18 protein-coding genes and 1 pseudogene are annotated in these 23,646 nt (G+C 74.6%); 7 read left to right on the top strand and 12 right to left on the bottom strand.

What is annotated here, in order from left to right:
• Positions 1-82 precede the first annotated feature (82 nt).
• From ABTY56_RS03795 to ABTY56_RS03785, 3 genes are all read right to left on the bottom strand, one after another.
• Positions 83-883, bottom strand: a complete 801-nt coding sequence (locus ABTY56_RS03795) for a hypothetical protein (RefSeq protein ID WP_350626176.1) — start codon at positions 881-883, stop codon at positions 83-85.
• Positions 884-1,443: 560 nt separating this feature from the next.
• A complete protein-coding gene (locus tag ABTY56_RS03790) occupies positions 1,444-2,703 on the bottom strand; it encodes an alpha/beta hydrolase (RefSeq protein ID WP_350626174.1) in 1,260 nt (419 codons plus the stop codon).
• 36 nt (positions 2,704-2,739) lie between these two features.
• Positions 2,740-3,519: a class I SAM-dependent methyltransferase gene (locus tag ABTY56_RS03785; protein WP_350626172.1), complete on the bottom strand. Its 780-nt coding sequence runs from the start codon at positions 3,517-3,519 to the stop codon at positions 2,740-2,742.
• A gap of 313 nt (positions 3,520-3,832) precedes the next feature.
• Between ABTY56_RS03785 and ABTY56_RS03780 the strand changes: the two genes are divergently transcribed.
• Positions 3,833-4,354 carry a GNAT family N-acetyltransferase gene (locus ABTY56_RS03780; RefSeq protein ID WP_350626170.1) on the top strand — a complete coding sequence of 174 codons (522 nt, stop codon included), beginning with the start codon at positions 3,833-3,835 and terminating at the stop codon, positions 4,352-4,354.
• Here ABTY56_RS03780 and ABTY56_RS03775 read toward each other — a convergent pair.
• Positions 4,351-5,277 (bottom strand): phosphotransferase family protein, encoded by a 927-nt coding sequence (locus tag ABTY56_RS03775; RefSeq protein WP_350626168.1) that lies wholly within the window; start codon positions 5,275-5,277, stop codon positions 4,351-4,353. The genes ABTY56_RS03780 and ABTY56_RS03775 overlap by 4 nt on opposite strands.
• 64 nt (positions 5,278-5,341) lie before the next feature.
• Positions 5,342-5,890: a redox-sensitive transcriptional activator SoxR gene (gene soxR, locus ABTY56_RS03770; protein WP_350626166.1), complete on the bottom strand. Its 549-nt coding sequence runs from the start codon at positions 5,888-5,890 to the stop codon at positions 5,342-5,344.
• A 180-nt stretch (positions 5,891-6,070) separates the two neighbouring features.
• Between soxR and ABTY56_RS03765 the strand changes: the two genes are divergently transcribed.
• Both ABTY56_RS03765 and ABTY56_RS03760 read left to right on the top strand, forming a co-directional pair.
• Positions 6,071-6,724, top strand: a complete 654-nt coding sequence (locus ABTY56_RS03765; RefSeq protein ID WP_350626272.1) for a thiamine pyrophosphate-binding protein — start codon at positions 6,071-6,073, stop codon at positions 6,722-6,724.
• Between the two features lie 67 nt (positions 6,725-6,791).
• Complete coding sequence (locus ABTY56_RS03760) at positions 6,792-7,685, top strand: transketolase family protein (protein WP_350626164.1); 894 nt, start codon at positions 6,792-6,794, stop codon at positions 7,683-7,685.
• 91 nt (positions 7,686-7,776) lie between these two features.
• On the opposite strand, the gene treZ is transcribed toward ABTY56_RS03760, so the two are convergent.
• The 3 genes from treZ to glgX all read right to left on the bottom strand — a co-directional run bounded on the left by treZ (position 7,777) and on the right by glgX (position 14,238).
• Complete coding sequence (gene treZ / locus ABTY56_RS03755; protein WP_350626162.1) at positions 7,777-9,510, bottom strand: malto-oligosyltrehalose trehalohydrolase; 1,734 nt, start codon at positions 9,508-9,510, stop codon at positions 7,777-7,779.
• Positions 9,510-12,029 (bottom strand): malto-oligosyltrehalose synthase, encoded by a 2,520-nt coding sequence (treY, locus tag ABTY56_RS03750; protein WP_350626160.1) that lies wholly within the window; start codon positions 12,027-12,029, stop codon positions 9,510-9,512. Before treY ends, treZ begins: the two co-directional genes overlap by 1 nt.
• 85 nt (positions 12,030-12,114) lie before the next feature.
• Positions 12,115-14,238: a glycogen debranching protein GlgX gene (glgX, locus tag ABTY56_RS03745; RefSeq protein WP_350626158.1), complete on the bottom strand. Its 2,124-nt coding sequence runs from the start codon at positions 14,236-14,238 to the stop codon at positions 12,115-12,117.
• Between the two features lie 555 nt (positions 14,239-14,793).
• On the opposite strand from glgX, the gene ABTY56_RS03740 reads away from it, so the two are divergent.
• The 4 genes and pseudogenes from ABTY56_RS03740 to ABTY56_RS03725 form a co-directional block, all read left to right on the top strand.
• Entirely contained in the window at positions 14,794-15,984 is a 1,191-nt protein-coding gene (locus tag ABTY56_RS03740; RefSeq protein ID WP_502893016.1) for a DUF5919 domain-containing protein, read from the top strand.
• Positions 15,985-16,045: 61 nt separating this feature from the next.
• Entirely contained in the window at positions 16,046-16,984 is a 939-nt protein-coding gene (locus ABTY56_RS03735; protein WP_350626156.1) for a GNAT family N-acetyltransferase, read from the top strand.
• 206 nt (positions 16,985-17,190) lie between these two features.
• Complete coding sequence (locus tag ABTY56_RS03730; RefSeq protein WP_350626154.1) at positions 17,191-17,892, top strand: exonuclease domain-containing protein; 702 nt, start codon at positions 17,191-17,193, stop codon at positions 17,890-17,892.
• Between the two features lie 8 nt (positions 17,893-17,900).
• A pseudogene (locus ABTY56_RS03725) lies at positions 17,901-18,031 on the top strand (GNAT family N-acetyltransferase); the annotation flags it as partial.
• A 63-nt stretch (positions 18,032-18,094) separates the two neighbouring features.
• On the opposite strand, the gene ABTY56_RS03720 reads toward ABTY56_RS03725, so the two are convergent.
• The 4 genes from ABTY56_RS03720 to ABTY56_RS03705 form a co-directional block, all read right to left on the bottom strand.
• Positions 18,095-19,060 (bottom strand): YwqG family protein, encoded by a 966-nt coding sequence (locus ABTY56_RS03720; protein ID WP_350626152.1) that lies wholly within the window; start codon positions 19,058-19,060, stop codon positions 18,095-18,097.
• Between the two features lie 64 nt (positions 19,061-19,124).
• Entirely contained in the window at positions 19,125-20,174 is a 1,050-nt protein-coding gene (locus ABTY56_RS03715) for a polysaccharide deacetylase family protein (RefSeq protein WP_350626151.1), read from the bottom strand.
• Between the two features lie 170 nt (positions 20,175-20,344).
• Positions 20,345-21,238 carry a phosphotransferase enzyme family protein gene (locus tag ABTY56_RS03710; RefSeq protein WP_350626149.1) on the bottom strand — a complete coding sequence of 298 codons (894 nt, stop codon included), beginning with the start codon at positions 21,236-21,238 and terminating at the stop codon, positions 20,345-20,347.
• Positions 21,239-21,358: 120 nt separating this feature from the next.
• A complete protein-coding gene (locus ABTY56_RS03705) occupies positions 21,359-23,608 on the bottom strand; it encodes an MMPL family transporter (protein ID WP_502893015.1) in 2,250 nt (749 codons plus the stop codon).
• Between the last annotated feature and the right edge of the window lie 38 nt (positions 23,609-23,646).

The raw sequence follows: 23,646 nt of genomic DNA, 5'->3' as shown, positions 1-23,646 counted from the left end.
CGGCCCGTCCGGTCCCCTGTGCCGGACGGGCCGGACGGCCGTCTGTGGGGTGGTGCGGGCGCCCGGGCGGAGCGCCCGCGGATCAGCCGCAGCCGGGCAGGGCCTCGCACATCGGCGCGGTCATCCCGGTGCCGACGTACTTGTCCTCGGGGGCCTTCCAGGCGTCCTTGGGCTGGGCGCCGCCCTTGGTGGTCGCCCAGACGGACAGCTCGCTGACCGTCCCGCCGTCGGTCACGGCGTACTCGTGCAGGGTGACGGTGGTGCCGTCGGCCTGCGGGATCGTCAGGACGGCGGCGAAGTACGGCGCGTCATCGGCGCTGTTGACCTTCACGGTGGCCCCGGGCGCGGTCTTGGCACAGCCCTTGAGCGCGTCCGTCAGGCGCTGGTCGACCATGTTGGTGGTCTGCTTGGTGCCGCTGCTGTGGGTCGGGTCGCCGACGAAGAGCAGGGTCTGCTGGGCCGTCCAGCGGTCACCGCCGAAGCCGACCGAGGCCTTCGCGGAGGCGGTGCCGGCGAACCCGTACTCGTCGTCCTTGGCGATCGGGGCGTGGCACAGCTCCATGCCCTTGAACTGGACCGGGCCGGTCTGCGGCTTGGCGTTGGCCGCCAGCGGCGCGTAGTGGTAGGCCTCGTCCATCGGGATGCTCTTGGTGTCCATCCAGGCCTTGGCCGGGATGCCCTTGGCGGCTCCGTCGGTGCCGGCCGGCTTGGTGGCGCCCGTGGTGGGGGCTCCGGTGGCGGCGCCGGTCGCGGCGGGGGTGGACGGAGCGGGTGCGGCGGTCTTGCCGCCGTCCTCGCCGCTGTTGTCCGGTCCGCAGGCGCTGAGGGCGCCCAGGCAGACGAGGGCTGCGGCGGTGGCGGTGACCAGGCGGGTGCTGCGCAACTGACGAATCCTCAAGTGTCCGGTGGCGTGGATCGGGGTCGGGTGCGCGGCGGTCGCGGGCCGCTGGTGCGCGGCACCGCCCGTCCGCCCCCGCCGCCCGGGCGACCCGTGGTCGCGGGCACTCGGCATGGCTGTTCCTCCCCCGTAGACGTACTGCCGTCCGGCTCCTGGCCGCGCCGCCCTCCCAGGGTCTGAGGGGCGGTCAGCGCCGGTGCTGCGTCGACGGCGGTCGAAACCTATGCCAAGCGACCGTCGGGAGCAAAGCGGGATTCCGGTGGACGCCCGGGTGGCGGGGGTGGTTGCACGGCAGTGGTGGGGAACGTGTGTGCGGGCGCGGCGGGAGCCATGTGCGGGGTGCGGGGGATTCCTGGAGCGCGCGACCTCGGCTGCGCGCGGTCCGGAGCGGCGGATCCCCGCTGCTGGGACGCGGTGCTGCGAGCGCGCACGGTGCCCCCGGCCGTACCGGGGGACGGACCGCGGGCGGCCCCCGACACCAAGGCTTTCCCAGGCTGCGGCCCGGGGCAGCTCCCGTCGGAGGGGTCTCGGCGGCAGCCGTGCGGCTACGCGTGGGTGCCCGGGACGCCGAGCTGCTGGGCGAGCCAGGGGAGGGCCTGGGCGAAGGTCGCGGCGCCGGTCTGCCAGCTGTGCTTGCCGGAGCCGACGGTGGAGACGGTGCGGATGCCGTCCTTCCGGGCGGCCGCCTCCAGGGCCTTGGCGGACTCGATCTGACCGTGCTCCTCGTCGCCCTGGCCGAAGTAGCCGGAGACGCCCTGGTACTTGGGGTGGTGGGCGAGCACCGTCAGCGGGTCGTGGGCGGCCCAGGCCGCGGCGTCGCCGCCGTACAGCTCCTGGACGGTGTGGTCCTTGTCCCCGATGAACGGGCCCTTGTCGCCCGAGAAGTCGCCGAAGTGGGTGAAGACACCGGGGTGTTCGACGGTCAGGTCGAAGGCGCAGGTGCCGCCCATCGACCAGCCGGCCACGCCCCACTTGTGCGGGTCGGTGGCGGCGTTGAAGGTCGTCCGGATGAACGGCGGGACGTCCTTGACCAGGTGGGTCTCGGCGTCGCCGTGCGGGCCGTCGACGCACTCGGTGTCCACCCGGAAGCCTCCGGTGGCGTCCACGAAGACCAGGATCGGCGCGAAGCCGTTGTGCTGGGCGGCGAACGCGTCGGCGGTCTTCACGGCGTTGCCGGAGCGGATCCAGTTGTCCGGCGCCGCGAACTCGCCGCCGATCATCTCCAGGACCGGCAGCTTGGGCCGGGTCTGGCTGCGGAACCAGGCGGGCGGCAGGTACACCAGCTCCTGGCGGTGGGCGAAGCCGCCGGTGGTGTCCGGTATGTCGACCTGGACGATGCGGCCGGTGTTGGTCCTGCCGTGGATGGAGGCGAGTTCGGCGAGCGTGACCTGTTGAGGCAGTGGCCCGCCGCTGAGCTCACCGATCGCGTCGCCCAGGGTCGGGTAGTAGCCGGTGGCGGTGTTCAGACTGTTCGCGGCGCAGAACAGCGCCAGCAGGACGGACGGCACCACCAGCAGTCGCCGCCACCACCGCGCGCCGCGCCAGCCGAACCCGAGCACGCACAGGGCCGCGACCGCCACCCCGCTCCACAGCCACACCCCGTACGGGATCGGGTCGGTGATCCCGCTCAGCGTCACCACGGCGACGGCGGCGACGGTAGTGACCGCCAGCGCCGTCCCGAGCGCGATCGGCCCCCGCCTGACCAGCCATGTCCGGTCCCGCCGGGCCACCGAGCCGAGGAACACCACGAGGGCCGCGGCCTGCACCGTCCACGGGAACCAGCCGTCCAGCAGGGAGACGTTCATAGGGCCGGAGGCTAGGGGCGGTGGATGAGAGGCTGGTTAAAGACTGGTAGTTCGCTGGAAGAGGCCTGTGAGGAGAAAGGGGAGGCCGAAGAGTCCGGAGCCCGGCGGCCGGGCCGCCATCGGGCGGATCTCCAGCGGCGTGAGCTCGCGGAACAGCGAGCGGAGTTCGTCCGGGGACCAGGCCAGGCCGCCTTCCAGGGCCCCCAGTCGGTACAGCTCCTCGTCGGGCCGCGCCGACCCCATCGCCCCGGCGGCGAACGCGGTGACGGCGAAGTGCCCGCCCGGTGCGAGGACGCGGTCGAGGAGGGCGAGGTAGCTGACGCGGCGGTGCGGCGGGAGGTGGTGCAGGCAGCCGGAGTCGTAGACCAGGTCGTACCGGGCGTGCGGGAGGTCGGCCTCGAAGATGCTCGCCCGGTGGAGGCGCAGGGTGGCGCCGACGCCGGCTTCACGGGCGCGCTCCTCGGCCCAGGCGACGGCGGCGGAGGAGACGTCGACGGCGTCCACCTCGAACCCGCGGGCGGCCAGGTGGATCGCGTTGCGGCCGGGCCCGCAGCCGAGGTCGAGGGCGCGGGCACGGGCGGGCGCGGGGTCGGGTGCGTCGTCGGCCGCGTCGTCGGGGCGGGAGGCCGGTGCGCGGTCGGGGGAGAGCAGGCCGCGGTCGAGGTAGGAGACCAGGTTCTCGTCCGGCTCGGGCGTGAAGAACGGGCGGTCGGCGGAGCGGTCGGCGTAGAAACGGTCCCACCAGGCCTCGGCCGGCGGGAACAGCCGGTCGAGGAGGGCGAGGACGTCCTCGGTGGTGCGGATCGTGCGGTTCATGCGGCCGAGCGTAGGCGGCCGGGCGGGCGGCTGCGAGCGGCGCGAAATCCCTTGTGGGGCGGGCTGTCGGGGCCCCGGTCGCAGTGGTGGGACGGGGTGGTTACGGGCCGGTCCGGCGCACGGCGGTGGCCCCGCCGCACGTCGGGAAGGGCCCTTTCCGCGGAGCTGCAGGCGCACCCGGAGGAGGGGCGGCATAACGTTTCGGGCAAGGTGACGAGAGGACTGACGGGGCGTCACGGTGGCGGGACCCGCGCGGCCCCGGAAAGTCGCCTCCCGAGGAACTCGTGTGCGGGGAGCGGTCGTTGAGGTCGGTGTGACCGAAGAGCCGATCTTCCTCGAGCCGATCGCCGAGACGGACCTCGCCCCGCTGGAGGCGCTGGTCGCCAGTCCCGAGGAGCTGGGCCCGTTCCAGTGGTACGGCTGGCGCGATCCCGGCCGGTTTCGCCGCACCTGGGCCGAGAACGGCCTGCTGTCGGACGAGCGGTCGGTGCTGGCGGTCCGGGCCGGCGGCGGGTTCGCGGGGTTCGTCGCCTGGCGCCGGATGAATGCCGCGCCCGGCGCCCCGTACTGGAACATCGGCATCCAGCTCCGTGCGGAGGTGCGCGGCCGGGGCATCGGCACCGAGGCCCAACGCCTGCTCGTGGACTACCTGTTCGCGCATTCGCCGGTGATGCGGCTGGAGGCGGACACCGAGACCGCCAACCACGCCGAGCAGCGGGCGCTGGAGAAGTGCGGCTTCACCCGGGAGGGCGTGCACCGCGCACTCACCTTCCGGGACGGGGAGTGGCGCGACGTCGTCCGCTACGGCCTGCTGCGCACGGATCCGCGCCGCTAGCCGACGGCCCCGAACCACTCCTCGGCGAGGGCGTCCAGCGTCCGGGCGGAGGGCTTCAACTCCCTCAGGTACCACGGCAGGTTGCTGTAGACGTGGAGCAGGGTGTACGCCATCAGCAGGCGCGGGTCGACGGCCCGGCCGTAGGCGGCCAGCAGCTGCCCGAGGAGGTGCGGGTCGGCGCGGGTGGTGAAGAGGCCGACGGCGACGAGGTCGTAGTCGGGGTCGCCGATCATGGCGGGCTCGAAGTCGAACAGACCGGTGAGGCGCCAGCCGGCGGCCGGGTCGGTGAGGAGGTGCTCGCGCATGAACTCGGTGTGCAGCAGGGCGCGTCCGGGGGCCGCCGGGAGCGGGGCGGCGGCGAGGAAGTCCGGGATCTGCTCCGACCAGGCTTCCGGCAGGCCGCGTCGGCGCCGGCGGGCGACGGCGTCGGCCCGCCGGTCGTCGAGGAAGGCGAGCCAGTCGCCGGGGCCGAGGGCGTCGGCGAGCGGTTCGGGGTCGAGGGCGTGCAGGGCGGCGAGGGCCTCGCCGCAGTCACGGGCGATCCGTTCGCGCTCGGGCTGCGGGATGCGCGGCCAGGCGGGCGCCAGGCCCTCGCCGGGCAGCCGGGACATCAGCACGTAGCGCCAGCCGTTGACGTACTCGCCGGCCTCCCGGACCACCGGGGTGGGGATCGGCAGCGCGCCCCGCAGCCGCTCCAGGACGCGCGCCTCGACGAGGCCGTCCCGGGCACTGGCAGCCGGGAACAGCTTGAGGACGTGCTCGTCGCCGACCGCGTAGACCGGGACGGAGCCCTCCGCGAAGCGTTCCAGCGGCAGCCCGCCGACGCCGAGCCGGGCGCACAGCGCCTCCGCGCCGGGGCGCATGACCGACTCGTCGGGGACGACCGCGTCCCACTCCTTGTCCGTCAGTACCAAAGGCAGCACGGGCGCACCGTAGGCAGACCGGCGGCCGCGCCGCAAAGGCTTTTCACCGCGCCGCAAAGGCTTTTCACCGCTCCTCCAGGGCGGCGCCGCAGGCGTCGGCGGATGGCGAGACCGGCTCGGGCCCGGCGGCCGGGTCGCGGGTGAGCAGGTAGCGGGCGCCGGGGCCGGCCTCGGCGGCGCGGTCGCCGGCGTTGTAGAGGGCGCAGCGGGAGAGGGAGAGGCAGCCGCAGCCGATGCAGCCGGACAGCTTGCGCTTCAGCAGTTCGAGTTCGGCGATCTGTTCGTCGATGCGGCCCTGCCAGGACTCGGCCACCCGGTCCCACTCGGCGCGGGTGGGTGCCGGGCGGTCGGGGAGGCGGTCGAGGGCGACCCGCGCTTCGTCGAGGGAGAGGCCGACCCGTTGGGCGGCGCGGATGAACGCGATCCGGCGCAGGGTGCCGCGGGTGTAGCGGCGTTGGCCGCCGGTGGTGCGGGTGGCCTGGATCAGGCCGAGGCTCTCGTAGTAGCGCAGCGCGGAGGCGGCGAGGCCGCTGCGGTCGGCGAGTTGGCCGATCGTCAGCAGGTCGCTGTGGTGCGGGCCGGCGGTGCGGCGGCCGTCGGAGGAGGCGGTCATGGGAGCCCACTGTAATCGCTTGACCTCAAGCTCGCTTTAAGTTGCATGATCGTGGTCATGACGACGAACGCAACCGCGGAATCCGTGACCGAGAGCCGTTCCGAGACCCGTTCCGAGACCCGTCCCGAGAGCCGTTCCCAGGCCGGCCCCGAGGCCCGGTTCGAGGACCTGCCGGCCCTGATGGCACTGATGACCGGCGCCGAGAAGCACGGCCCGGCCGCCACCTCCACGCTGGACGTGCTCTGGGTGCTGTACGACCGGGTGCTGCGGGTCACCCCGGCCGGCGCCGAGGAGCAGGGTCGCGACCGCTTCCTGCTCTCCAAGGGCCACGGCCCGATGGCGTACTACGCGGTGCTGGCGGCCAAGGGCTTCATCGACCCCGAGGTGCTGTCGAGCTTCGGCGGCTACGACTCGCCGCTCGGCCACCACCCGGACCGCACGCTGGTGCCCGGTGTGGAGATCTCCTCCGGCTCGCTCGGGCACGGCCTCCCGCTGGGCGTCGGCACGGCGCTCGGGCTGCGGGCGCAGGGCCTGACCGACGCCGCGGTGTGGGTGCTGGTCGGCGACGCCGAGTTCGACGAGGGCTCCAACCACGAGGCGGTCGCCTTCGCCGGGTCGTACGGGCTGGACCGGCTGCACGTCGTGGTGATCGACAACTCCTCGGCCACGCACGGCTGGCAGGGCGGCATCGCGCAGCGGTTCGCGGCCGAGGGCTGGTCGACCGCGACGGTGGACGGCCGCGACCACGAGGCGCTGCACCGGGCCTTCACCGCCGAGCACCCGGGCCGCCCGCACGTGGTGGTCGCCCGGGTGGAGCCAAAGGAGAACCACTGAGCGTCCGGCCGCCCCGAGCGCGCCAGGACGAGCACGTCGAGCCCGAACCCCGAGAGGAACGTCACCGATGGACACCATGCGCGACCGTTTCGTCGCCGTCACCACCCGCCTGCTGGACGAGGACCCGAGGCTGGCCGTGGTGCTCGCCGACATCACCGCCGCCGCCTTCGCCCCGGCCCGGGAGCGCCACCCCGACCGGGTGGTCAACGTCGGCATCCGCGAACAACTGCTGATCGGCGCGGCCGGCGGCCTGGCGCTCAGCGGGATGCGGCCGATCGCCCACACCTTCGCCAGCTTCCTGGTCGAACGTCCCTTCGAGCAGGTCAAGTTGGACCTGACCCACCAGGGTGTGGGTGCCGTCCTGGTGAGCGCGGCCGGCTCGTACGACTGGCCGGCCGGCGGCCGCACCCACATGTCCCCGGGCGACGTCGCGCTGCTGGACACCCTGCCGGACTGGACCGTCCACGTCCCCGGGCATCCGGACGAGGCCGAGCAGCTGCTGCGCCACGCCTACGCGGACGGCGACCGCAATGTGTACGTCCGGCTCTCGGCGCACCGGAACGCGGCGCCGGTGGCGGTCGAGCCGGGCCGCTTCAGCACCGTCCGCACCGGTTCGCGCGGTGTGGTGCTGGCCGTCGGGCCGATGCTGGACGCGGTGCTGGCGGCCACCGAGGGCCTGGACGTCACGGTGCTGTACGCGGCGACGGTGCGCCCCTTCGACGCGGCCGGGCTGCGGGCGGCGGTCGGCGAGCGGGCGGAGGTGGTGCTGGTCGAGCCGTACCTGGCCGGGACCTCGGCGAGCGAGGTGCACGAGGCGCTGGCAGACCGCCCGCACCGGGTGCTGGGCCTGGGCGTGCCGCGCGAGGAGCACCGGCACTACGGCTCGATCCCGGAGCACCTGGCCGCCTACGGCCTGGACGCGCCCGCGCTGCGGGAGCGGATCGGTACCTTCCTCTGGTGAGCGGGCCCCCGGTGCCGCAGGCCATGGGCGTGCGACCCCTGGCGCCGAGACCCCTGGCGCCGCGGCCGTCGGCGCTGCGGCCCCCGGTGGATCAACCGGTCAGGACCACGGCCACCGCGTCCGGGCCCACCCGCACCGCCGTGCCGTCCAGCGTGGCCGGGCCGAAGGCCGCGACCACCTCGCGCCCGGCGGCCCCCAGCGGCAGCGCGGCCTCGTCCGGTCCGAGGTTGACGGCGACCCGGTACGGCCCGCGGTGCACCACCAGCCACCCCGCCGCCTCGTCGAGGACCGCCCGCACCGCGCCGAGGTCGGGGTCGGCGAGCTCCGGCCGTTCCCGCCGCAGTCGGAGCAACGTCCGGTACCAGGTAAGCAGTTCGGAGTGCGGGGCGCGCCGGGGCTCGGTCCAGTCGAGGACGGAGCGCAGCACGGTGGCGGGCTCCTGGGGGTCGGGGACGGCCTCCGCGGCCCAGCCGTGGTCGGCGAACTCCCGCCGCCGGCCCTGTCGGACGGCCTCGGCGAGGTCCGGGTCGGTGTGGTCGGTGAAGTACTGCCAGGGTGTCGCGGCGCCCCATTCCTCGCCCATGAACAGCATCGGGGTGAACGGCGAGGTGAGCACCAGTGCGGCGCCGCAGGCGAGTCGGCCGCCGGGGAGCGTGGTGGAGATGCGGTCCCCGAGGGCCCGGTTGCCGATCTGGTCGTGGGTCTGCAGGTAGCCGAGCAGCCGGTGGCCCTCGGCGGTGGGGAACGGGCGTCCGTGGCTGCGACCGCGGAAGGAGGACCAGGTGCCGTCGTGGAAGAACCCGCGGGTGAGCGCCTTGGCGACGGCGGCGAGCGGTTCGCGCGCGAAGTCGCCGTAGTAGCCGTGGGATTCGCCGGTGAGCGCGCAGTGCAGGGCGTGGTGGAAGTCGTCGCTCCACTGGGCGGTGAGGCCCTGGCCGCCGGCCTCGGGCGGGGCGGTGGTGCGCGGGGTGTTGAGGTCGGACTCGGCGATCAGGAACAGCGGGCGGTTCGTGGTGACCGCCAACCTCCTTACCTCGTGGGAGAGTTCCTCCAGGAAGTGGACCGCTCGGTCGTCCGCGAGGGCGTGCACGGCGTCCAGTCGCAGGCCGTCGATCCGGTAGTCGCGCAGCCAGGCCAGTGCGCTGCCGATCAGGTACGCGCGCACCTCGTCCGAGCCGGGCGCGTCCAGGTTCACCGCGGAGCCCCACGGCGTGTGGTGCCGGTCGGTGAAGTACGGGCCGTACGCGGGGAGGTAGTTGCCGGCCGGGCCGAGGTGGTTGTGCACGACGTCCAGCACCACGCCGAGGCCCTTGCGGTGGGCGGTGTCGACGAAGCGCTTGAGCCCCTCGGGCCCGCCGTAGGGCTCGTGGACGGCCCAGAGCGAGACCCCGTCGTACCCCCAGCCGTGCCGGCCGGGGAACGGGCAGACCGGCATCAGCTCGACGAAGTCGACACCCAACTCGACCAGGTGGTCCAGGTGTTCGGCGGCGGCGTCGAAGGTGCCGCGGGCGGTGAAGGTGCCGATGTGCAGTTCGTACAGCACCGCGCCGGGCAGTGCGCGGCCGCGCCAGCCGGTCCGCGACCAGCGGAACGCGGCGTGGTCCACGGCGCGGCTCGGGCCGTGCGGGCCGTGCGGCTGCCAGGCCGAACGCGGGTCGGGCAGCGGCGGGCCGTCGTCGAGGCGGAAGGCGTAGTCGCCCGCCGGGGCCTCGCCGGACCACCAGCCGTCGCGGTCCGCGCAGCGGGCCAACTCGTGTTCCGTGCCGTCGACTTCGACGCGGACACGGGACGCGGCGTGCGGCGCCCACACCTCGTAGGCCGGCATCAGCCCCTCCTCGTCAGCAGCGCCACCGGGCTCCCGGCCAGCAGGTCGGTCACCGGCACCGGGCCCGCCGGGAAGGTCCGCAGCGTCAGCTCGTCCGTCCACGGCCCGCCCGGCGGCAGCTCCAGCACGGTGTCCCGCCAGCCGCCCGCCCGCTCCAGCCCGTACGGCAGCCGGGTGACGGCGGTGACCGCGTCGTCGCCGCGGGCGAAGGCCAGCAGGTGGTCGGCGGCGGCGCCGGTGGCGGGCAGCGGCCGGTACGGGCCGAGCGGGTGGGAGCGGCGCAGGTGCAGCGCGGTGGTGGTGAGGTGCAGCTTCTCGCGGGCGAGGTCGCCGGGGCGCGGGGTGGCGGAGTCGGTGAGCCGCACGGCGAGCGCGCCGAGGTCCACCACGCCCCGGTTGTCCGGGTCCACCAGGGTGTACAGCGGCTCCTCGCTGCCCTGGTAGAGGTCTGGCACGCCCGGCACCGTGAGGTGCAGCAGGGCGGCGGCGAGGGTGTTGGAGCGGGCGTGCGGGGCGAGGGCGTGCACCCGGCCCTCGATCCGGGGGAGCAGCCCGGGGTTGTCGTAGGCGGCGCGGGCCCGCTCCTCCAGCGCCCGTTCGTAGCGCGGGTCGGGCTCGGTCCAGGAGGTGTGCAGCTTGGCCTCGCGGACGGCCTTGAGCAGGGCGGCGACCAGTCGGTCCGGGGCGATCGGCCAGGCGGCGACCAGGGTGTGCCAGAGCAGCCAGTCGGCGTCGCGGTCGAGGCCGGGGGCGGCGGGGCCGGCCGCGGTGGACCAGGCGGCGGCCTCGGCGGCCCAGGCGTGCGGCTGCTCGGCGAGGACGGCGAGCCGGGCGCGGGCGTCGGCGCTGCGCTTGGTGTCGTGGGTGGAGAGCACGGTCATGCCGTGCGGCCAGGTGCGCTCCTGCCGGCGGCACCAGTCGTGGAAGTCCGCCGGGCGCAGCCCGGGCCGGGCGGGCTCGCCGCCGACCTCGTTGAGGCCGGGCAGCGCGTTCCAGCGGTAGAAGGCGGTGTCCTCGACGCCCTTGGCGGCCACCGCCGCGGCGGTCTGGGCGAAGCGGACGCAGAACTCGTCCTGGTCGGCGCCGCGCCCCAGCTCGCCGAGCGCCAGTGCGGCCACCAGGCGGTCGGTGGGGTCGGCGGAGCCGTCCAGGGCCGCGCGCAGCTGCTGCCGGGAGGCGGGCGGGGGTGCCTCGCCGGGCCGCGCGTACGGCCGGTACGCCGGGTAGCCGGTGAGCAGCCGGGCGAGCGCGGCGCGCAGCTGCCAGGGCGCGTGGTCGGCGTGCGCGGGTTCGGCGGCGCCGATCCGCAGGGCGATCCGCACCAGCCGTTCGACCTCGGCGGCGAGCTCGCCGTCCGGTCCGGTCATGTCGGCCCGTCCGCGCCGGGCGGCGGCGAGCGCCGGGTGCGGGTCCTCGCAGAGGTCCCGGACCGGGCCGCCGCGCAGGAAGGACTCGTAGGCCCCGGCCAGCACGCAGGCGCCCGCGTGGTCGGTGAGCACGCCGTCGATGCGGCGCAGCGCGTCGTAGCCGGTGGTGCCGGCGACCGGCCAGTCCTCGGGCAGCCGCTCGTCGCCGGTGAGGATCTTCTCGACCACGACGTAGGCCCCGCCGGCGGTCCCCGCTGCCCCGCCCGTGGTCCCCGACGTCCCGCCGGCGGTCCCCGCTGCTCCGCCGGTGGCTGCTGCGAGGCGGCGCAGGTAGCCGCGCGGGTCGGCGAGCCCGTCCGGGTGGTCGATCCGGAAGCCGTCCAGGACGCCGTCGGCGTGCAGCCGCAGCAGCACGCCGTGGGTGGCGGCGAACACCTCGGGGTCCTCGACCCGCAGGGCGATCAGCTCGTTGACGGTGAAGAAGCGCCGGTAGTTGAGCTCGGTGCGGGCCAGGCGCCACCAGGCGAGCCGGTACCACTGGCGGGCGAGCAGCTCGGGCAGCGGCAGTGACTCGGTGCCGGGGCGCAGCGGCAGTTCGTGCCGGTGGTAGCGCAGGGCGCCGCCGTCCACGGTCAGCTGGTCCAGGACGGCGCCGAGCCGGTCGCCGAGCAGCGGCAGCAGTACCCGGCCGCGCCCGGGGGCGTCGGGGGGGCCGGGCTGGGCGGTCCAGTCGATGTCGAACCAGCGCGCGTACGGCGAGTCGGGCCCGTCACGCAGTACCTGCCAGAGCGGGTGGTTGAGCCGCTCGGGGGTGGGGACGGCCATGTGGTTGGGCACCACGTCCGCGATCAGCCGCAGTCCGTGCTCGCGGGCGGCGGTGGCCAGCGCGCGCAGCGCCGGCTCGCCGCCGAGCTGCTCGCTGATCCGGGTGTGGTCGACGGTGTCGTAGCCGTGGGTGGAGCCGGGGACGGCCTCCAGCAGGGGGGACAGGTGCAGGTGGGAGACGCCGAGGGCGGCCAGGTAGGGGACGGCGGCGGTGGCGTCGTGGAGGGTGAAGCCGGGCTGGAGCTGGAGGCGGTAGCTGGCGGTGGGGGTGCCGCCGGGAGGGGTGGCGGCCGGGCGGGGCTGCGCGGGCTCGGCGGCGGAGGTCATAGCTCCATAGGTACCCGGGGGAGCCCGCCGCCAAGACCCGCTGTTGATCCGAACAGGTGACCGCCCCCGGTCGCCGGCCGGTCGGTCACGCCGGCCGCTGCAGCACCATCAGCGAGCGGTCGGTGAGCCACAGCGTGTCCCCGGCCTTGACCCGTGCCCCGGTGCCCGGGGCGGGCAGCCGGGGCTGGGTGGTGTCGACCACGACCCGCCACTCCTGGCCGTGGTCGGCGGGCACGGTGAACTCCAGCGGCTCGAAGTGCGCGTTGAACATCAGCAGGAAGGAGTCGTCGACGATCCGGCCGCCGCGCCGGTCGGGTTCGGAGATCGCGTAGCCGTTGAGGAAGACGGTCAGCGACTTGGCGTGGCTGGCGCCCCAGTTGCGCTTGGTCATCTCCTCCCCGGTCGGGGTGAACCAGGCGATGTCGGTGAGGTCGTCGAACCCGCCGGAGGCGGACACCGGCCGGCCGTGGAAGAACCTCCGGCGGCGGAACACCGGGTGGTCGCGGCGCAGCCAGATCATCCCCTGGGTGAACTCCAGCAGCCGCGCCTGCGGCCCGTCGTCCTCGGGCCAGTGCACCCAGGTGAGGTCGTTGTCCTGGCAGTAGGCGTTGTTGTTGCCCAGCTGGGTGCGGCCGAGTTCGTCGCCGTGCGAGAGCATCGGCACGCCCTGGGAGAGCATCAGGGTGGCGATGAAGTTGCGCTGCTGGCGCGCCCGCAGCTCTTCGACGGCCGGGTCGCCGGAGGGGCCCTCGACGCCGCAGTTCCAGGAGCGGTTGAAGGACTCGCCGTCGCGGTTGTCCTCGCCGTTGGCCTGGTTGCGCTTGTCGTTGTAGGAGACCAGGTCGCGCAGGGTGAAGCCGTCGTGGCAGGTGACGAAGTTGATGGAGGCGATCGGGCGGCGGCCGTCGTCCTGGTAGAGGTCGGAGGAGCCGGTGAGGCGGGAGCCGAACTCGGCGAGGGTGGCGTTCTCGCCGCGCCACAGGTCGCGCACGGTGTCCCGGTACATGCCGTTCCACTCCGTCCACAGCGGCGGGAAGTTGCCGACCTGGTAGCCGCCCTCGCCGAGGTCCCAGGGCTCGGCGATCAGCTTGGCCTGGGAGACCACCGGGTCCTGCTGGACCAGGTCGAAGAACGAGGAGAGCCGGTCGACCTCGTGGAACTGCCGGGCGAGGGTGGCGGCGAGGTCGAATCTGAAGCCGTCCACGTGCATCTCGGTGACCCAGTAGCGCAGCGAGTCCATGATCAGCTGGAGCACGTGCGGGCTGCGCATCAGCAGGCTGTTGCCGGTGCCGGTGGTGTCCTCGTAGAAGCGCTGGTCCTGGGCGAGGCGGTAGTAGGAGACGTTGTCCAGGCCGCGCAGCGAGAGGGTGGGGCCGAGGTGGTTGCCCTCGGCGGTGTGGTTGTAGACGACGTCCAGGATCACCTCGATGCCGGCCGCGTGCAGCGCCTTGACCATCGACTTGAACTCCTGCACCTGCTGGCCGCGGTCGCCGGTGGAGGAGTAGGAGGAGTGCGGGGCGAAGAAGCCGACGGTGTTGTATCCCCAGTAGTTGGCCAGGCCGAGGTCGCGCAGCCGGTGGTCGCGGACGAACTGGTGCACCGGCATCAGCTCGATCGCGGTGACGCCGAGCTTGGCGAGGTGTTCGATCACCGCGGGGTGGGCCAGGCCGGCGTAGGTGCCGCGGATTTCCTCGGGGATGCCCGGGTGGAGCCGGGTGAGGCCCTTGACGTGGGCCTCGTAGATGACGGTGCGGTGGTAGTCGGTGCGCGGCGGGCGGTCGGTGCCCCAGTCGAAGTACGGGTTGATCACCACCGAGTGCATGGTGTGCGGGGCGGAGTCGAGGTCGTTGCGGCGCTCGGGCGCGCCGAAGTGGTAGCCGTAGACCGACTCGTCCCAGTCGATGTGCCCGCTCATCGCCTTGGCGTACGGGTCCAGGAGCAGCTTGGCGCTGTTGTGCCGCTGGCCGAGGCCCGGGTTGTACGGTCCGTGCACGCGGAAGCCGTAGCGCTGGCCGGGCTGGACGCCGGGGAGGTAGGCGTGCCGGACGAAGGCGTCCGTCTCGCGCAGTTCGACGGCGGTCTCGGAGCCGTTCTCGTCGAGCAGGCACAGTTCGATGCGGTCGGCGCTCTCGGAGAACACGGCGAAGTTGGTGCCGGCTCCGTCGTAGGTGGCGCCGAGGGGGTAGGGCGTGCCGGGCCAGACCTGCATGGCTCCTCAACTTCCTTGCTGCAAACGGAAACTGACATGTAGTCCGACAATAAGTCCGACAGCCTGCACGGACCCGGACGCTCTCCTGCCCGGCCGGGCGGCCGGGCATGTGCGGTGCTCGCGCGCCGTGACGCACGGCACAGCCCGCATACTTCCCGAGCCCTTCCCCGGTGGCCGGGAGAACCGGCCCGGGTTGGTCCGAACGAGTGTCCGGCGGGCATTCGTGTGAAGAGTGGTGCCGGTGGGGCGGGTCAGTGGGGCCGCCGGTGCGGGCCGGGGTGCGGGCGCGGCGGCCCCCGGGGCGCGGGCGGGGCCCTCTGCGATCCGGCTGCGGTCGGCTCGCGGCGGGCAGTACCCTTGATCGTCCGGCCGCCCGGCGCCCCGCCGACAGTCCGTCAACAGGCTGACAGCGGTCCGTCAACGGTCCTCGCGCCCGCGGGGGCCGGCGGCAGCAACCAGATGAGGTGGCGCATGGTGTTCCCCGCCGGCGGCCGTGGCCCCGGGCCCGACGGCCCCGACCGGGGCGCGGCCCGCGCCGAGGCGCCCACGGTGGTCATGCGCCCCGCCATGACCGGCCGCGCGCTGGTGCCCGCCCAGGGCGGCCCGGTCGAGATACCGGCACTGGCCTGGTCGGCCGGCGAGTGGGAGGACGCCTACCAGCGGGTGCGGCTGTCCGGCCGCGCCTACGTCTGGCTCAACCTGGTCGAGCAGCGGCTGCGCTCCCTGGTGGACGAGGTGCTGCACCCGATCTACGCCCCCGCCCACGGCGAGGACTGGGTCACCGCCGCCGCCGGACCGGCCGGCGAGGAGTGGGCGTACCGGGCCGGGGCGGTGCGCGAGGTCAGCCGCCGCAAGGGCTACCTGCTCGACCCGGCCGACGACGACCCGCTGGTCTTCCTCACCCTGCCCCAGCTGCGCGAGTTGATGGTCCAGCACTGGCCCTGCTTCGAGCCGTACCTGGCCGACCGGCGCGAGATCGAACTCGCGCTGGACGAGCTGGAGGTGGCCCGGCACGTGGTCTCCCGCAACCGGGTGCTCACCCAGACCGTCCTGGCCCAGACCGAGCGCGCCGCCGCCCGGCTGCTGGCCGTCCTGGACGGCGGCGCGGGCGGGGTGCCCGCCGACGTGGTGGAGTCCCTGGTGGCCGGCCGGTACGCGGACGTGGTCGCGGTGCACGCCGACCGGGTGCGGCTGCAGCGCGACCTGCCGGTGGAGGACCTGCTGGACGGCGCCCGGCGACTGGACGCGCTCGGTATCGGCCTCGGCATGCTCTGCCAGAACTACACCGGCAAGCGCCTGGTGCGCCTCGCCGGGGAGGGCTGCCGGGTCCGGCTGCTCTTCCTCAACCCGGCGAGCAGTGCGGTGCGCCGCCGCGAACGCGAACTCGGCCTCAGCCGCAGTGAGTTGTCCCGCTCGATCGAGATGAACATCATGCACGTACGGCGGGTCCGGGCCCGGCTGCGGGACCAGGGCGGCTTCGAGATCCGGGTGTTCGACGAGACCCCGCGCTTCACCGCCTACCTGGTCGAGGGCCCCCGCGCCACCGGCCAGGCGGGCGGACGCCGGCAGGGCCGCGACCTCGGCGTCATCCAGCCCTACCTGCGCCGCTCCCGCGGCATGGAGTCCCCGGCGCTGGTGCTGCGCGGCGGTGCCGGCCAGCAGCCGGGCGGCACCGAGCCGGGGCTGCTGGAGGTCTACCGCGAGGAGTTCGAGGGGGTCTGGGCGGACTCCCGGCCGGTGTCGTGAGGCCCGCATCCCGGGAAAACCCCGTGGTCCCGGCGGTGGCGCGGCTGACAGACTGCGGTCCGTGAACAGTCTTCCCGCCTGGACCCTGGTACCCGCCGCGCTCGACGACCTCGAACGCATCACCGACCTCAAGGACCAGGTCATGCGCGCCGACCTGGAACGCCTCGGCCGCTGGGACCCGGACCGCTCCCGGCGGCGGGTGGCGGACTCCTTCTCCACCAGGTGGACGTCCGTGCTGCTGGTCGACGGCGCCTTCGCCGGCTCCGTCGCCGTCAGCCCCGACGCGCGGGGCGGGCGCCACCTGGAACTGTTCTACCTGGCTCCGCACCTGCAGGGCCGCGGCCTCGGCAGCGCCGTCCTGCGCCGGATCCTCGCCGAGGCCGACGCCGCCGGGGAACCGGTGCACCTCGTCGTCCTGCGGGGCAGCGCCGCCCGGCGGCTCTACGAGCGGCACGGCTTCACCGTCGTCCACGAGGACCCGGTCGACGTCCACATGTACCGCCCGGCCCCCGAGCCCGCCCCCGTGACCACCCCGGAGCAGGCGCTCACCCGGCTCCGGGACTGCGCCGCCCTCTGGAGCGGCGGCGCCGCGCACGGCCGGGTGGTGATCGACGCGGCCTGCGAGGCCCTGGTCGTCGGGCTCGACGGCCCGGCCCTGCGCGAACTGGCCGCCTGCTCCTACGGCGAGGCCGCCACCGAACTGCACGCCCTGCTGCCCGCCGCACTGGCCGAACAGGGCCTGGTCTTCCACCCCTTCGGGAGCGACGGCGCCGACGAGGACATCCTGCGGGCGCTCGCCGTGGCCTTCCTGAACGGGGAACTGACGCCCCGGGAACTGACCCGCGCCGCGCACCAGCGCTTCGGGCACGAGCTGGACGCGGCCGATCCGCTCTCCTGCCTCGACGACGAGTACGACATCCTGGCGTACGGCACGCGCACCCGGGAGGAACTGGACGCCGACGTCCTCGCCGAGGCCCGCCGACTGGCCGGCGCGCCGTAGGGCGGACGGACTGCCGGTGGCCGGAGTCCCGGCCGGCCGGGCCCTGCCTGCCGCCCCGAGGCCGCCCCGAGGCCGCCCCCGACCGTCCTCCGCATGCGGAACGTCCGCCCGCCGGAAGGGGGAGCGGGCGACCCGTGGGCCGGGTTGTCGGTGGGGCGGGTGATGATAGGGACTGTTTCGAGAGGCAGGACGGAAGGACACACCTGATGAGCTGGTGGCAGCAGCCACTGGTCGGCTTCGACCTGGAGACCACGGGCACCGACCCGGCCGTGGACCGCATCGTCACGGCCGCGCTCGTGGACACGGTCGGGGCCGCCCGGGTGGGGGCCGCGCACTGGCTGCTCGATCCCGGGGTGCCGATACCCGCCGAGGCGGAGGCGATCCACGGGATCGGGGACGAGGTGGCGCGGGGCAAGGGGCGGCCGGCGAAGGAGGCGGTGGAGGAGATAGCCGCCGCGCTGTGCGAGCGGATAGCCGCCGGGAGACCGGTGGTGGCGTTCAACGCGCCGTTCGACCTGTCGCTGCTCGACGCCGAGCTGCGCCGGTACGGGCTGGCGACGCTCGCGGAGCGCCTCGGCGGACCGGTCGGGCCGGTGCTGGACGCGCTGGTGATCGACCGGGCCGTGGACAAGTACCGCAAGGGCTCGCGCACCCTGCAGCGGGTCTGCGAGGTGTACGGGGTGGAACTGACGGACGCGCACGAGGCGGGCAGCGACGCGCTGGCCGCCGTCCGGGTCGCCGTCGCGCTGGCCGGGCGCTATCCGGCCGAGGTGGGGGCGGTCGCGCCCGCCGAGCTGCACCGCCGGCAGATCGACTGGTACCGGACGTGGGCCGAGGGCCTGCAGGCCTGGCTGCGCCGCAGCAAGGACCCGCAGGCGGTGGTCGACCCGCGCTGGCCCGCCCGCTAGCCGCGCGCCCGGACCACCCGGGCGCGGTGGCGAGCGGCGCCCGGTCTTCTACGAACGGCTGGGCTTCACCCCGGCCGAGGCCGCCGACCCGGGCCCGGAGGGCGGCTCCCGGCAGGTCTACCGGCTCGACCTCACCTGACGGGGGCCGGCGGCGACGGTCCGGCGGCCCGACAGCCTGACCGGGCCTGCCGGGCCGCCGGGACTACTGCAGGTCCAGCCCCACCGGGTGCGCGAGGTCCACCGGGCAGACGAACACGTGAAGTTCGCCGAACCGCCCGACGGACACGTCCGGATCCCCGCCGCTGTCCACGGTGAGCAGGTGGACCATCCGCGCGCCGCAGCCGCAGTCGATCGGGACCAGGTCGGTGGAGTGCCAGGACGGCCAGCCGCCGAGCTTCCAGCCCTCCGCGCAGGACAGGGCGCGGTGGTACTCCAGGCCGTGGCGCTGTGCGAACTCCTCGGCAGCATCGTGGAGTTCGCCGGGAAGCTCGTCCTGGTCCGGCAGGTCGAGGATCTGCTCGGGATGCAGCGCGCAGGGCGTCGGCAGGTAGTACTCGTCGCTGCGCCGGGGCGCCGGCGGAGTGACCGCGGAGAGGTCGGCGGCGCGCTGCCAGTGCAGTTCGACGTTCGGGCCGTAGTAGTAGCGCTGTCCCGGGAGGTCGTCGTGGTCGTTGGGGCACCACAGCACCTGGAGCCGGTCGGTGCCCTCGGGCCAGGGCAGGTGCGGGGCGTCCTCGGCGCGGATGTGTGCCAGCGGCACCACGGCCGTCCCGGCGGCGGGCCGTTCGGCGACCTTCCGGTGGAGGCGCCAGTTGATCAGGTCGAGGGAGCCGGCGCCGTCCATGATCCGGCGTCGCTCGGCGGCTTCCTCGGGGGTGAGGACGTGCGGGTCGCCGCCGGCCCGGGCCCGCTCGTGCAGCGCGCGGTCGATGCCCTCCCAGATCGCGCGGTCGGCCGCGGAGACGTCCTGGTAGTCGTCGTCCAGGTGTCCGGCGGTGCAGTGCGGCCACGGCTCGTCGGCCGGCCACAGCGCGGGGCCGCCGATCCGGCTCGCCGTCGGTTCGGGCGTCGCGGCGTACGGGTGGAGCAGGGTGGCGGGCCGCAGGTAGGGGGCCAGTCCCGGTACGGCGGCGACGAGTTCGGCGGGGGTGGGGCTGCTGTCGGTCACGCCGCACACCCTAGGCCCCGGCCCCGTCCGGCCGCCCGGGCGGGTGCCGGAGCCGGCAACTGCCCTACTGCGCCGGGAAGTCGAAGGTGTACCCCTGGGCGACCAGCCAGGGCAGCAGTTGCCTGAGCGCTGCCACGGTCTGGCTGCGGTCGCCGCCGCCGTCGTGCATCAGGATCACGCCGCCCGGCTTGAGCTGCTTCTGGACGGTGGCGACGATGGCCGGCACGCCGGGGCGGGACCAGTCGCGGGGGTCGACGGACCAGCCGAGCGAGGACATCCCGAGGCCCGCGGTGATGTGCTCGTTGTCGGCGTTGAAGCCGCCGCCCGGGGCGCGGAACCAGTCGACCCGGGTGCCCGGGCCGCCGGCCTCGACGATCATGTCGCGGGCGGCGCCGATCTCGTACGCGGCCTTGTCGTGCGGGAGCTTCGCGAACGGCTGCGGGTGGTGGACGCTGTGGTCGCAGAGCCGGTGCCCGGCGGCCAGGACGCGCTTGACCACGGCCGGGTCGGCGGCGGCGTTCTGGCCGACCTCGCAGAAGGTGGCCTTGGCGTGGTACTGGGCGAGCAGGTCGAGGATCTGGCCGGTTGCGGGGCCGGGGCCGTCGTCGAAGGTGAGGGCCACGGTGCGGCCGCCGGAGGCGGTGGAGCCGATCACCGTGCCCGCCCCGGGGTGCTCGGGCGGCGCGGCGGGCGAGGAGGACGCGGGTGAGGAGGACGCGGGTGAGGAGGACGCGGCGGGGGAGGCCGGCACCGCGGGCGTGGCCGGGGCGGCGGGGGAGGAGGAGTCGCCCGGCTTGGGCGTGCGCGGCTTCGCCGGGACGGCCGGCGCGGCCGACGAGGAGGAGCCGGTGGCCCCGGTGGTCCCGGAGGTGCCCGGGGCCGGCGGTATCCCGTCGGAGCCGGGCGTCGGGGCGATGGTGGCCGCCGCCGTTCCGCCCGGGTGCGCGGTGACCGGCGGCTGGGCGGCCGCGCTCGGCGACTGCAGCGCCCCGCTGGCGGTCCCGCACGCGGTGAGCCCCAGCAGCGCGGCCACCGCGGCGCAGCCCGCGATCAGCCGGCGCCTGGAGCGGGACGGGCGGGCCGGGGCGGAGGGGCAGCGGGCGGTCCGGTGCATGGCGGCGGCTCCTGAGGTACGTACGGTGCCGATCCCTCGGGTCAGGATGACTGTCCGGTAGGACGCCGAGCCTACGTTCCGCGGTTGCTCGCCGGACCGCTCCCGTCCGGGACTCTTCTCACACCCGCCCCGGTTGGCACCCGGCCGCGGACCGGGGTATCGGCCCGCCGTCAGAACGGGTACCAGCGCACCTCGGTGGCACCGTCCCGCAGGGAGTCGACCCGCCGCCGGAACTCCGCCAGTGCGGCCGGGTTGCTCGCGGCCTGCTGCGCCACCCAGGAGGCGCTGGCGGTCTCGCGGGCGCCGCGCAGCACCGTGAAGCCGGGCCAGTCGCGCACGTCCCAGCCGTACGCCTCGGTGAACGCGCGGTACTCCTCGCCGGGCACGCCGTAGCGGTCGTGGGCGAGCGCGAGGACCACCAGGTCGTGCTCCCGCAGGTCGTTCGCGACGAATTCGAGGTCGAGCAGCACCGGCCCGTCCGGGCCGACGTGGACGTTGCGCGGCAGCGCGTCGCCGTGGATCACGCCGGGGTGCAGCCGGGGGACGAGGTCGGGCAGGGCGGCCTCGAAGGCGTCCCGGCGGTGGCGCAGGAAGGCGACGTCCGCGGGGTCGACGTGGCCCTCGGCGGAGGCCAGCCAGCGTTCGACCGGGGTCAGCAGGTCGCGCCGGCCGAGCGGGACGGGCGGCACCGGCAGCCGGTGCAGGGTGCGCAGCAGCGGGGCGAGGTCGACCGGGCGGGCGGGTCGGACGGCGGGTGCGAGCCGGTGCCAGAAGGTGACCGGATGCCCGTCGGCGAGTTGGGGTTCGGGCGCCACCGCGTCGTACGGGCGCACCACCGGGACGCCCTGCCCGGCCAGCCAGTGGGCGACGGTCAGCTCGCGGTGCGCCCGGTCGTACAGCTCGGGGCCGCGGCCGACCTTGGCGACCACGGCGGGGTCGCCGAGGTCGAAGACGGCGTTCTCGCCGAGCGCGAGCAGCCGGGCGTCGCCGGGGCCGGGCAGTCCGGCGGACTCGCAGGCGTGGGCGAGCAGCAGCCGGGCGCGGCCCTCGTCGAAGGGGATCATGACTGGGCTCCGTTCCGGCGGCGTTCACCCGGGGGACCCGGGACGGTGATCATCATGACGCACGGACGCCGGGCCCCGCGCGTTGCGGGGCCCGGCGTGGTGCGCGTCACCGCCGGCGGCTCAGACCTCGACCCGCCGGTGCCGGGCGGCGCCGTCCGAGGGGGCGGCGGGCTGGGTGTGCAGGGCGTTCGCGGCGCCGAGCGGCGGCACGGACTCGCCGTGCGACAGGTCCGGCAGCCGGTTCAGCCAGCGCGGCAGGTACCAGTTGCGCTCGCCGAGCAGGGTCATCACCGAGGGCAGCAGCACGGCGCGGATCACGGTGGCGTCGATCAGGACCGCGACCGCCAGGCCGACGCCCATCTGCTTCATCGCCTGCATGGACAGGGTGCCGAAGACCCCGAACACCGCCACCATGATCACCGCGGCGCTGGTGACCACCCCGGCCGTGGAGCGGATGCCGTGGGCGATCGCGGCGCGGGTCGGCAGCCCGCGGTCGTGGCCCTCCTTGATCCGGGAGACCACGAAGACGTGGTAGTCCATCGAGAGCCCGAAGAGGATCACGAAGAGGAACAGCGGCACCCAGGACTCCACCGCGCCGACGCCGGCGGTGCCCAGCAGTGAGGCGCCCACGCCGTGCTGGAAGACCAGCGTCAGCACCCCGTACGCGGCGCCCACCGAGAGCAGGTTGAGCACGACGGCGGTGACGGCCACGGTCGGCGAGCGGAAGGAGGTGAGCATCAGCAGGAAGGCGAAGGCGACGACGAAGCCGAGGACCAGCGGCATCGAGCCGGTCATCTTGGCGTTGAAGTCGTACGACCCGGCGGTGCGTCCGGTGACGGGGGCCTCGGTGCCGGGCACCGTGAGGACGGTCGAGGGCACCAGGTCCTCGCGCAGGGCCTTCAGCGCCTTGTTGCTGGTGGCGTCGTTGCCGGTGCCGTCGAGCGGGATGTCGACGGTGGCGATGTTCTTGTCGGCGTGCACGGTGACCTCGACCGGGCCGTGCATCAGCCCGCCGGCCAGCGCCTTCGCCTTGAGGTCGGCGATGGCGGCGGTCATCGCGGGGGAGTCGATGTCGGCGGCCTTGATGACGACGGTGGCCGGGGCCGGGCTGCCGGGGAAGGCGGCCTCGATCTTCTGCGAGGCGGCGACCAGCGCGTTGCCCTCGGGCAGCTGCTGCTGGAAGGTCAGGTTGGCGGTGTGCATGGTGAGCATCGGTGCGGCCAGGGCGAGCAGGAAGGCCCCGGCGAGCACGGTGGAGGCCAGCGGGCGGCTCAGCACGGGGGTGAGCACCGCGTTCCAGAACCGCCCGCCGGTCCGTCCCGCGTCCGGGCGGCGGAGCTCGGCGAGGAGGGGCACCCGGCCCTTGTCGACCCGGTCGCCGAGCATCGACAGCAGTGCGGGCAGCACGGTCAGCGAGCCGAGCACGGCGGTGATGACGACCAGGATGGTCGCGAAGGCCATCGCCCGGAAGTCGGCGATCCCGGTGAGGAACATGCCGGCCATGGCGACCACCACGGTGACGCCGGAGACCAGTACCGCCCGGCCGCTGGTGGCGGCGGCCACGGCCAGTGCGGTGTGCGCGTCGCGCCCGGCGGCCCGTTCCTCGCGCTCGCGGCGCAGGTAGAAGAGGCAGTAGTCGACGCCGACGGCGAGGCCGACCAGCAGCATCACGGAACTGGCGTCGTCGCTGGTGTGCAGCAGGCCGCTGCCGAGCGCGACCAGCCCGGCGGCCGCGACGAAGGCGGTCAGCGCGAGCACCACCGGCAGCACGGCGGCGACCAGCGCCCCGAAGGCGATCAGCAGGATGCCGAGGGCGAGCGGCACGGCCGTCCACTCGGCGCGGGCGAAGTCGTTCTTGAACTGGTCCTGGATCCACTTGCCGGAGCTGGCGTCGCCGAGCTCGACCACGGTCAGGCCGGGGTTCTGCCGCTGCACGCCGGCCACCGCGTCCATCACCGCCCCGACGTTCGCGACCGCCTCGTCCCGGTCGCCCTTGAGCGTGACCAGGACGAGCGCGGAGTGGCCGTCCGGGGAGACCGCCTTGGTGTCGTACGGCGAGCGGACCCCGGCGGCCTTGCCGGTGCGGTCGACGGCGGAGAGGACCTGGTCGACGGCGGTGCGGAAGTCGGGGTCGTCGGCGCTGCGGGTGGCGCTCTGGATCAGGACGGTCTCGCTCGCCGGGCTCGTCAGGCCGGCCTCGTCGAGGATCTTCGCGGCCCGGGAGACCTGCCCGGGCATCGACTCGGCCTCGGTCACCTTGGTGCTGCCGTGCAGGCCGCCGAGGACCGCGGCGAGTACGACGAAGAGCAGCCAGCCGAAGACGGCGGACTTCCGGTGCCGGGCGCTCCAGACGCCCATCGCGGCAGCCATGCCGAGTCTGGTCCGGGCGGGTTCGGACTGCACGGGTT

This window comes from Kitasatospora sp. NPDC097691 (assembly GCF_040302665.1).
GTDB lineage: Bacteria > Actinomycetota > Actinomycetes > Streptomycetales > Streptomycetaceae > Kitasatospora.
Note: the sequence above shows the minus strand (reverse complement) of the source record. Positions and strands in the feature narration are given on the sequence as shown.

Coding starts and splice junctions, on each gene's coding strand:
- ABTY56_RS03740 (WP_502893016.1), top strand. CDS start 14,794: ATGCGCCCCGCCATGACCGGCCGCGCGCTGGTGCCCGCCCAGGGCGGC.
- soxR (WP_350626166.1), bottom strand. CDS start 5,890: ATGACCGCCTCCTCCGACGGCCGCCGCACCGCCGGCCCGCACCACAGC.
- ABTY56_RS03705 (WP_502893015.1), bottom strand. CDS start 23,608: ATGGCTGCCGCGATGGGCGTCTGGAGCGCCCGGCACCGGAAGTCCGCC.
- ABTY56_RS03730 (WP_350626154.1), top strand. CDS start 17,191: ATGAGCTGGTGGCAGCAGCCACTGGTCGGCTTCGACCTGGAGACCACG.
- treY (WP_350626160.1), bottom strand. CDS start 12,029: ATGACCTCCGCCGCCGAGCCCGCGCAGCCCCGCCCGGCCGCCACCCCT.
- glgX (WP_350626158.1), bottom strand. CDS start 14,238: ATGCAGGTCTGGCCCGGCACGCCCTACCCCCTCGGCGCCACCTACGAC.
- ABTY56_RS03715 (WP_350626151.1), bottom strand. CDS start 20,174: ATGCACCGGACCGCCCGCTGCCCCTCCGCCCCGGCCCGCCCGTCCCGC.
- ABTY56_RS03710 (WP_350626149.1), bottom strand. CDS start 21,238: ATGATCCCCTTCGACGAGGGCCGCGCCCGGCTGCTGCTCGCCCACGCC.
- ABTY56_RS03785 (WP_350626172.1), bottom strand. CDS start 3,519: ATGAACCGCACGATCCGCACCACCGAGGACGTCCTCGCCCTCCTCGAC.
- ABTY56_RS03760 (WP_350626164.1), top strand. CDS start 6,792: ATGGACACCATGCGCGACCGTTTCGTCGCCGTCACCACCCGCCTGCTG.
- ABTY56_RS03765 (WP_350626272.1), top strand. CDS start 6,071: ATGGCACTGATGACCGGCGCCGAGAAGCACGGCCCGGCCGCCACCTCC.
- ABTY56_RS03790 (WP_350626174.1), bottom strand. CDS start 2,703: ATGAACGTCTCCCTGCTGGACGGCTGGTTCCCGTGGACGGTGCAGGCC.
- treZ (WP_350626162.1), bottom strand. CDS start 9,510: ATGCCGGCCTACGAGGTGTGGGCGCCGCACGCCGCGTCCCGTGTCCGC.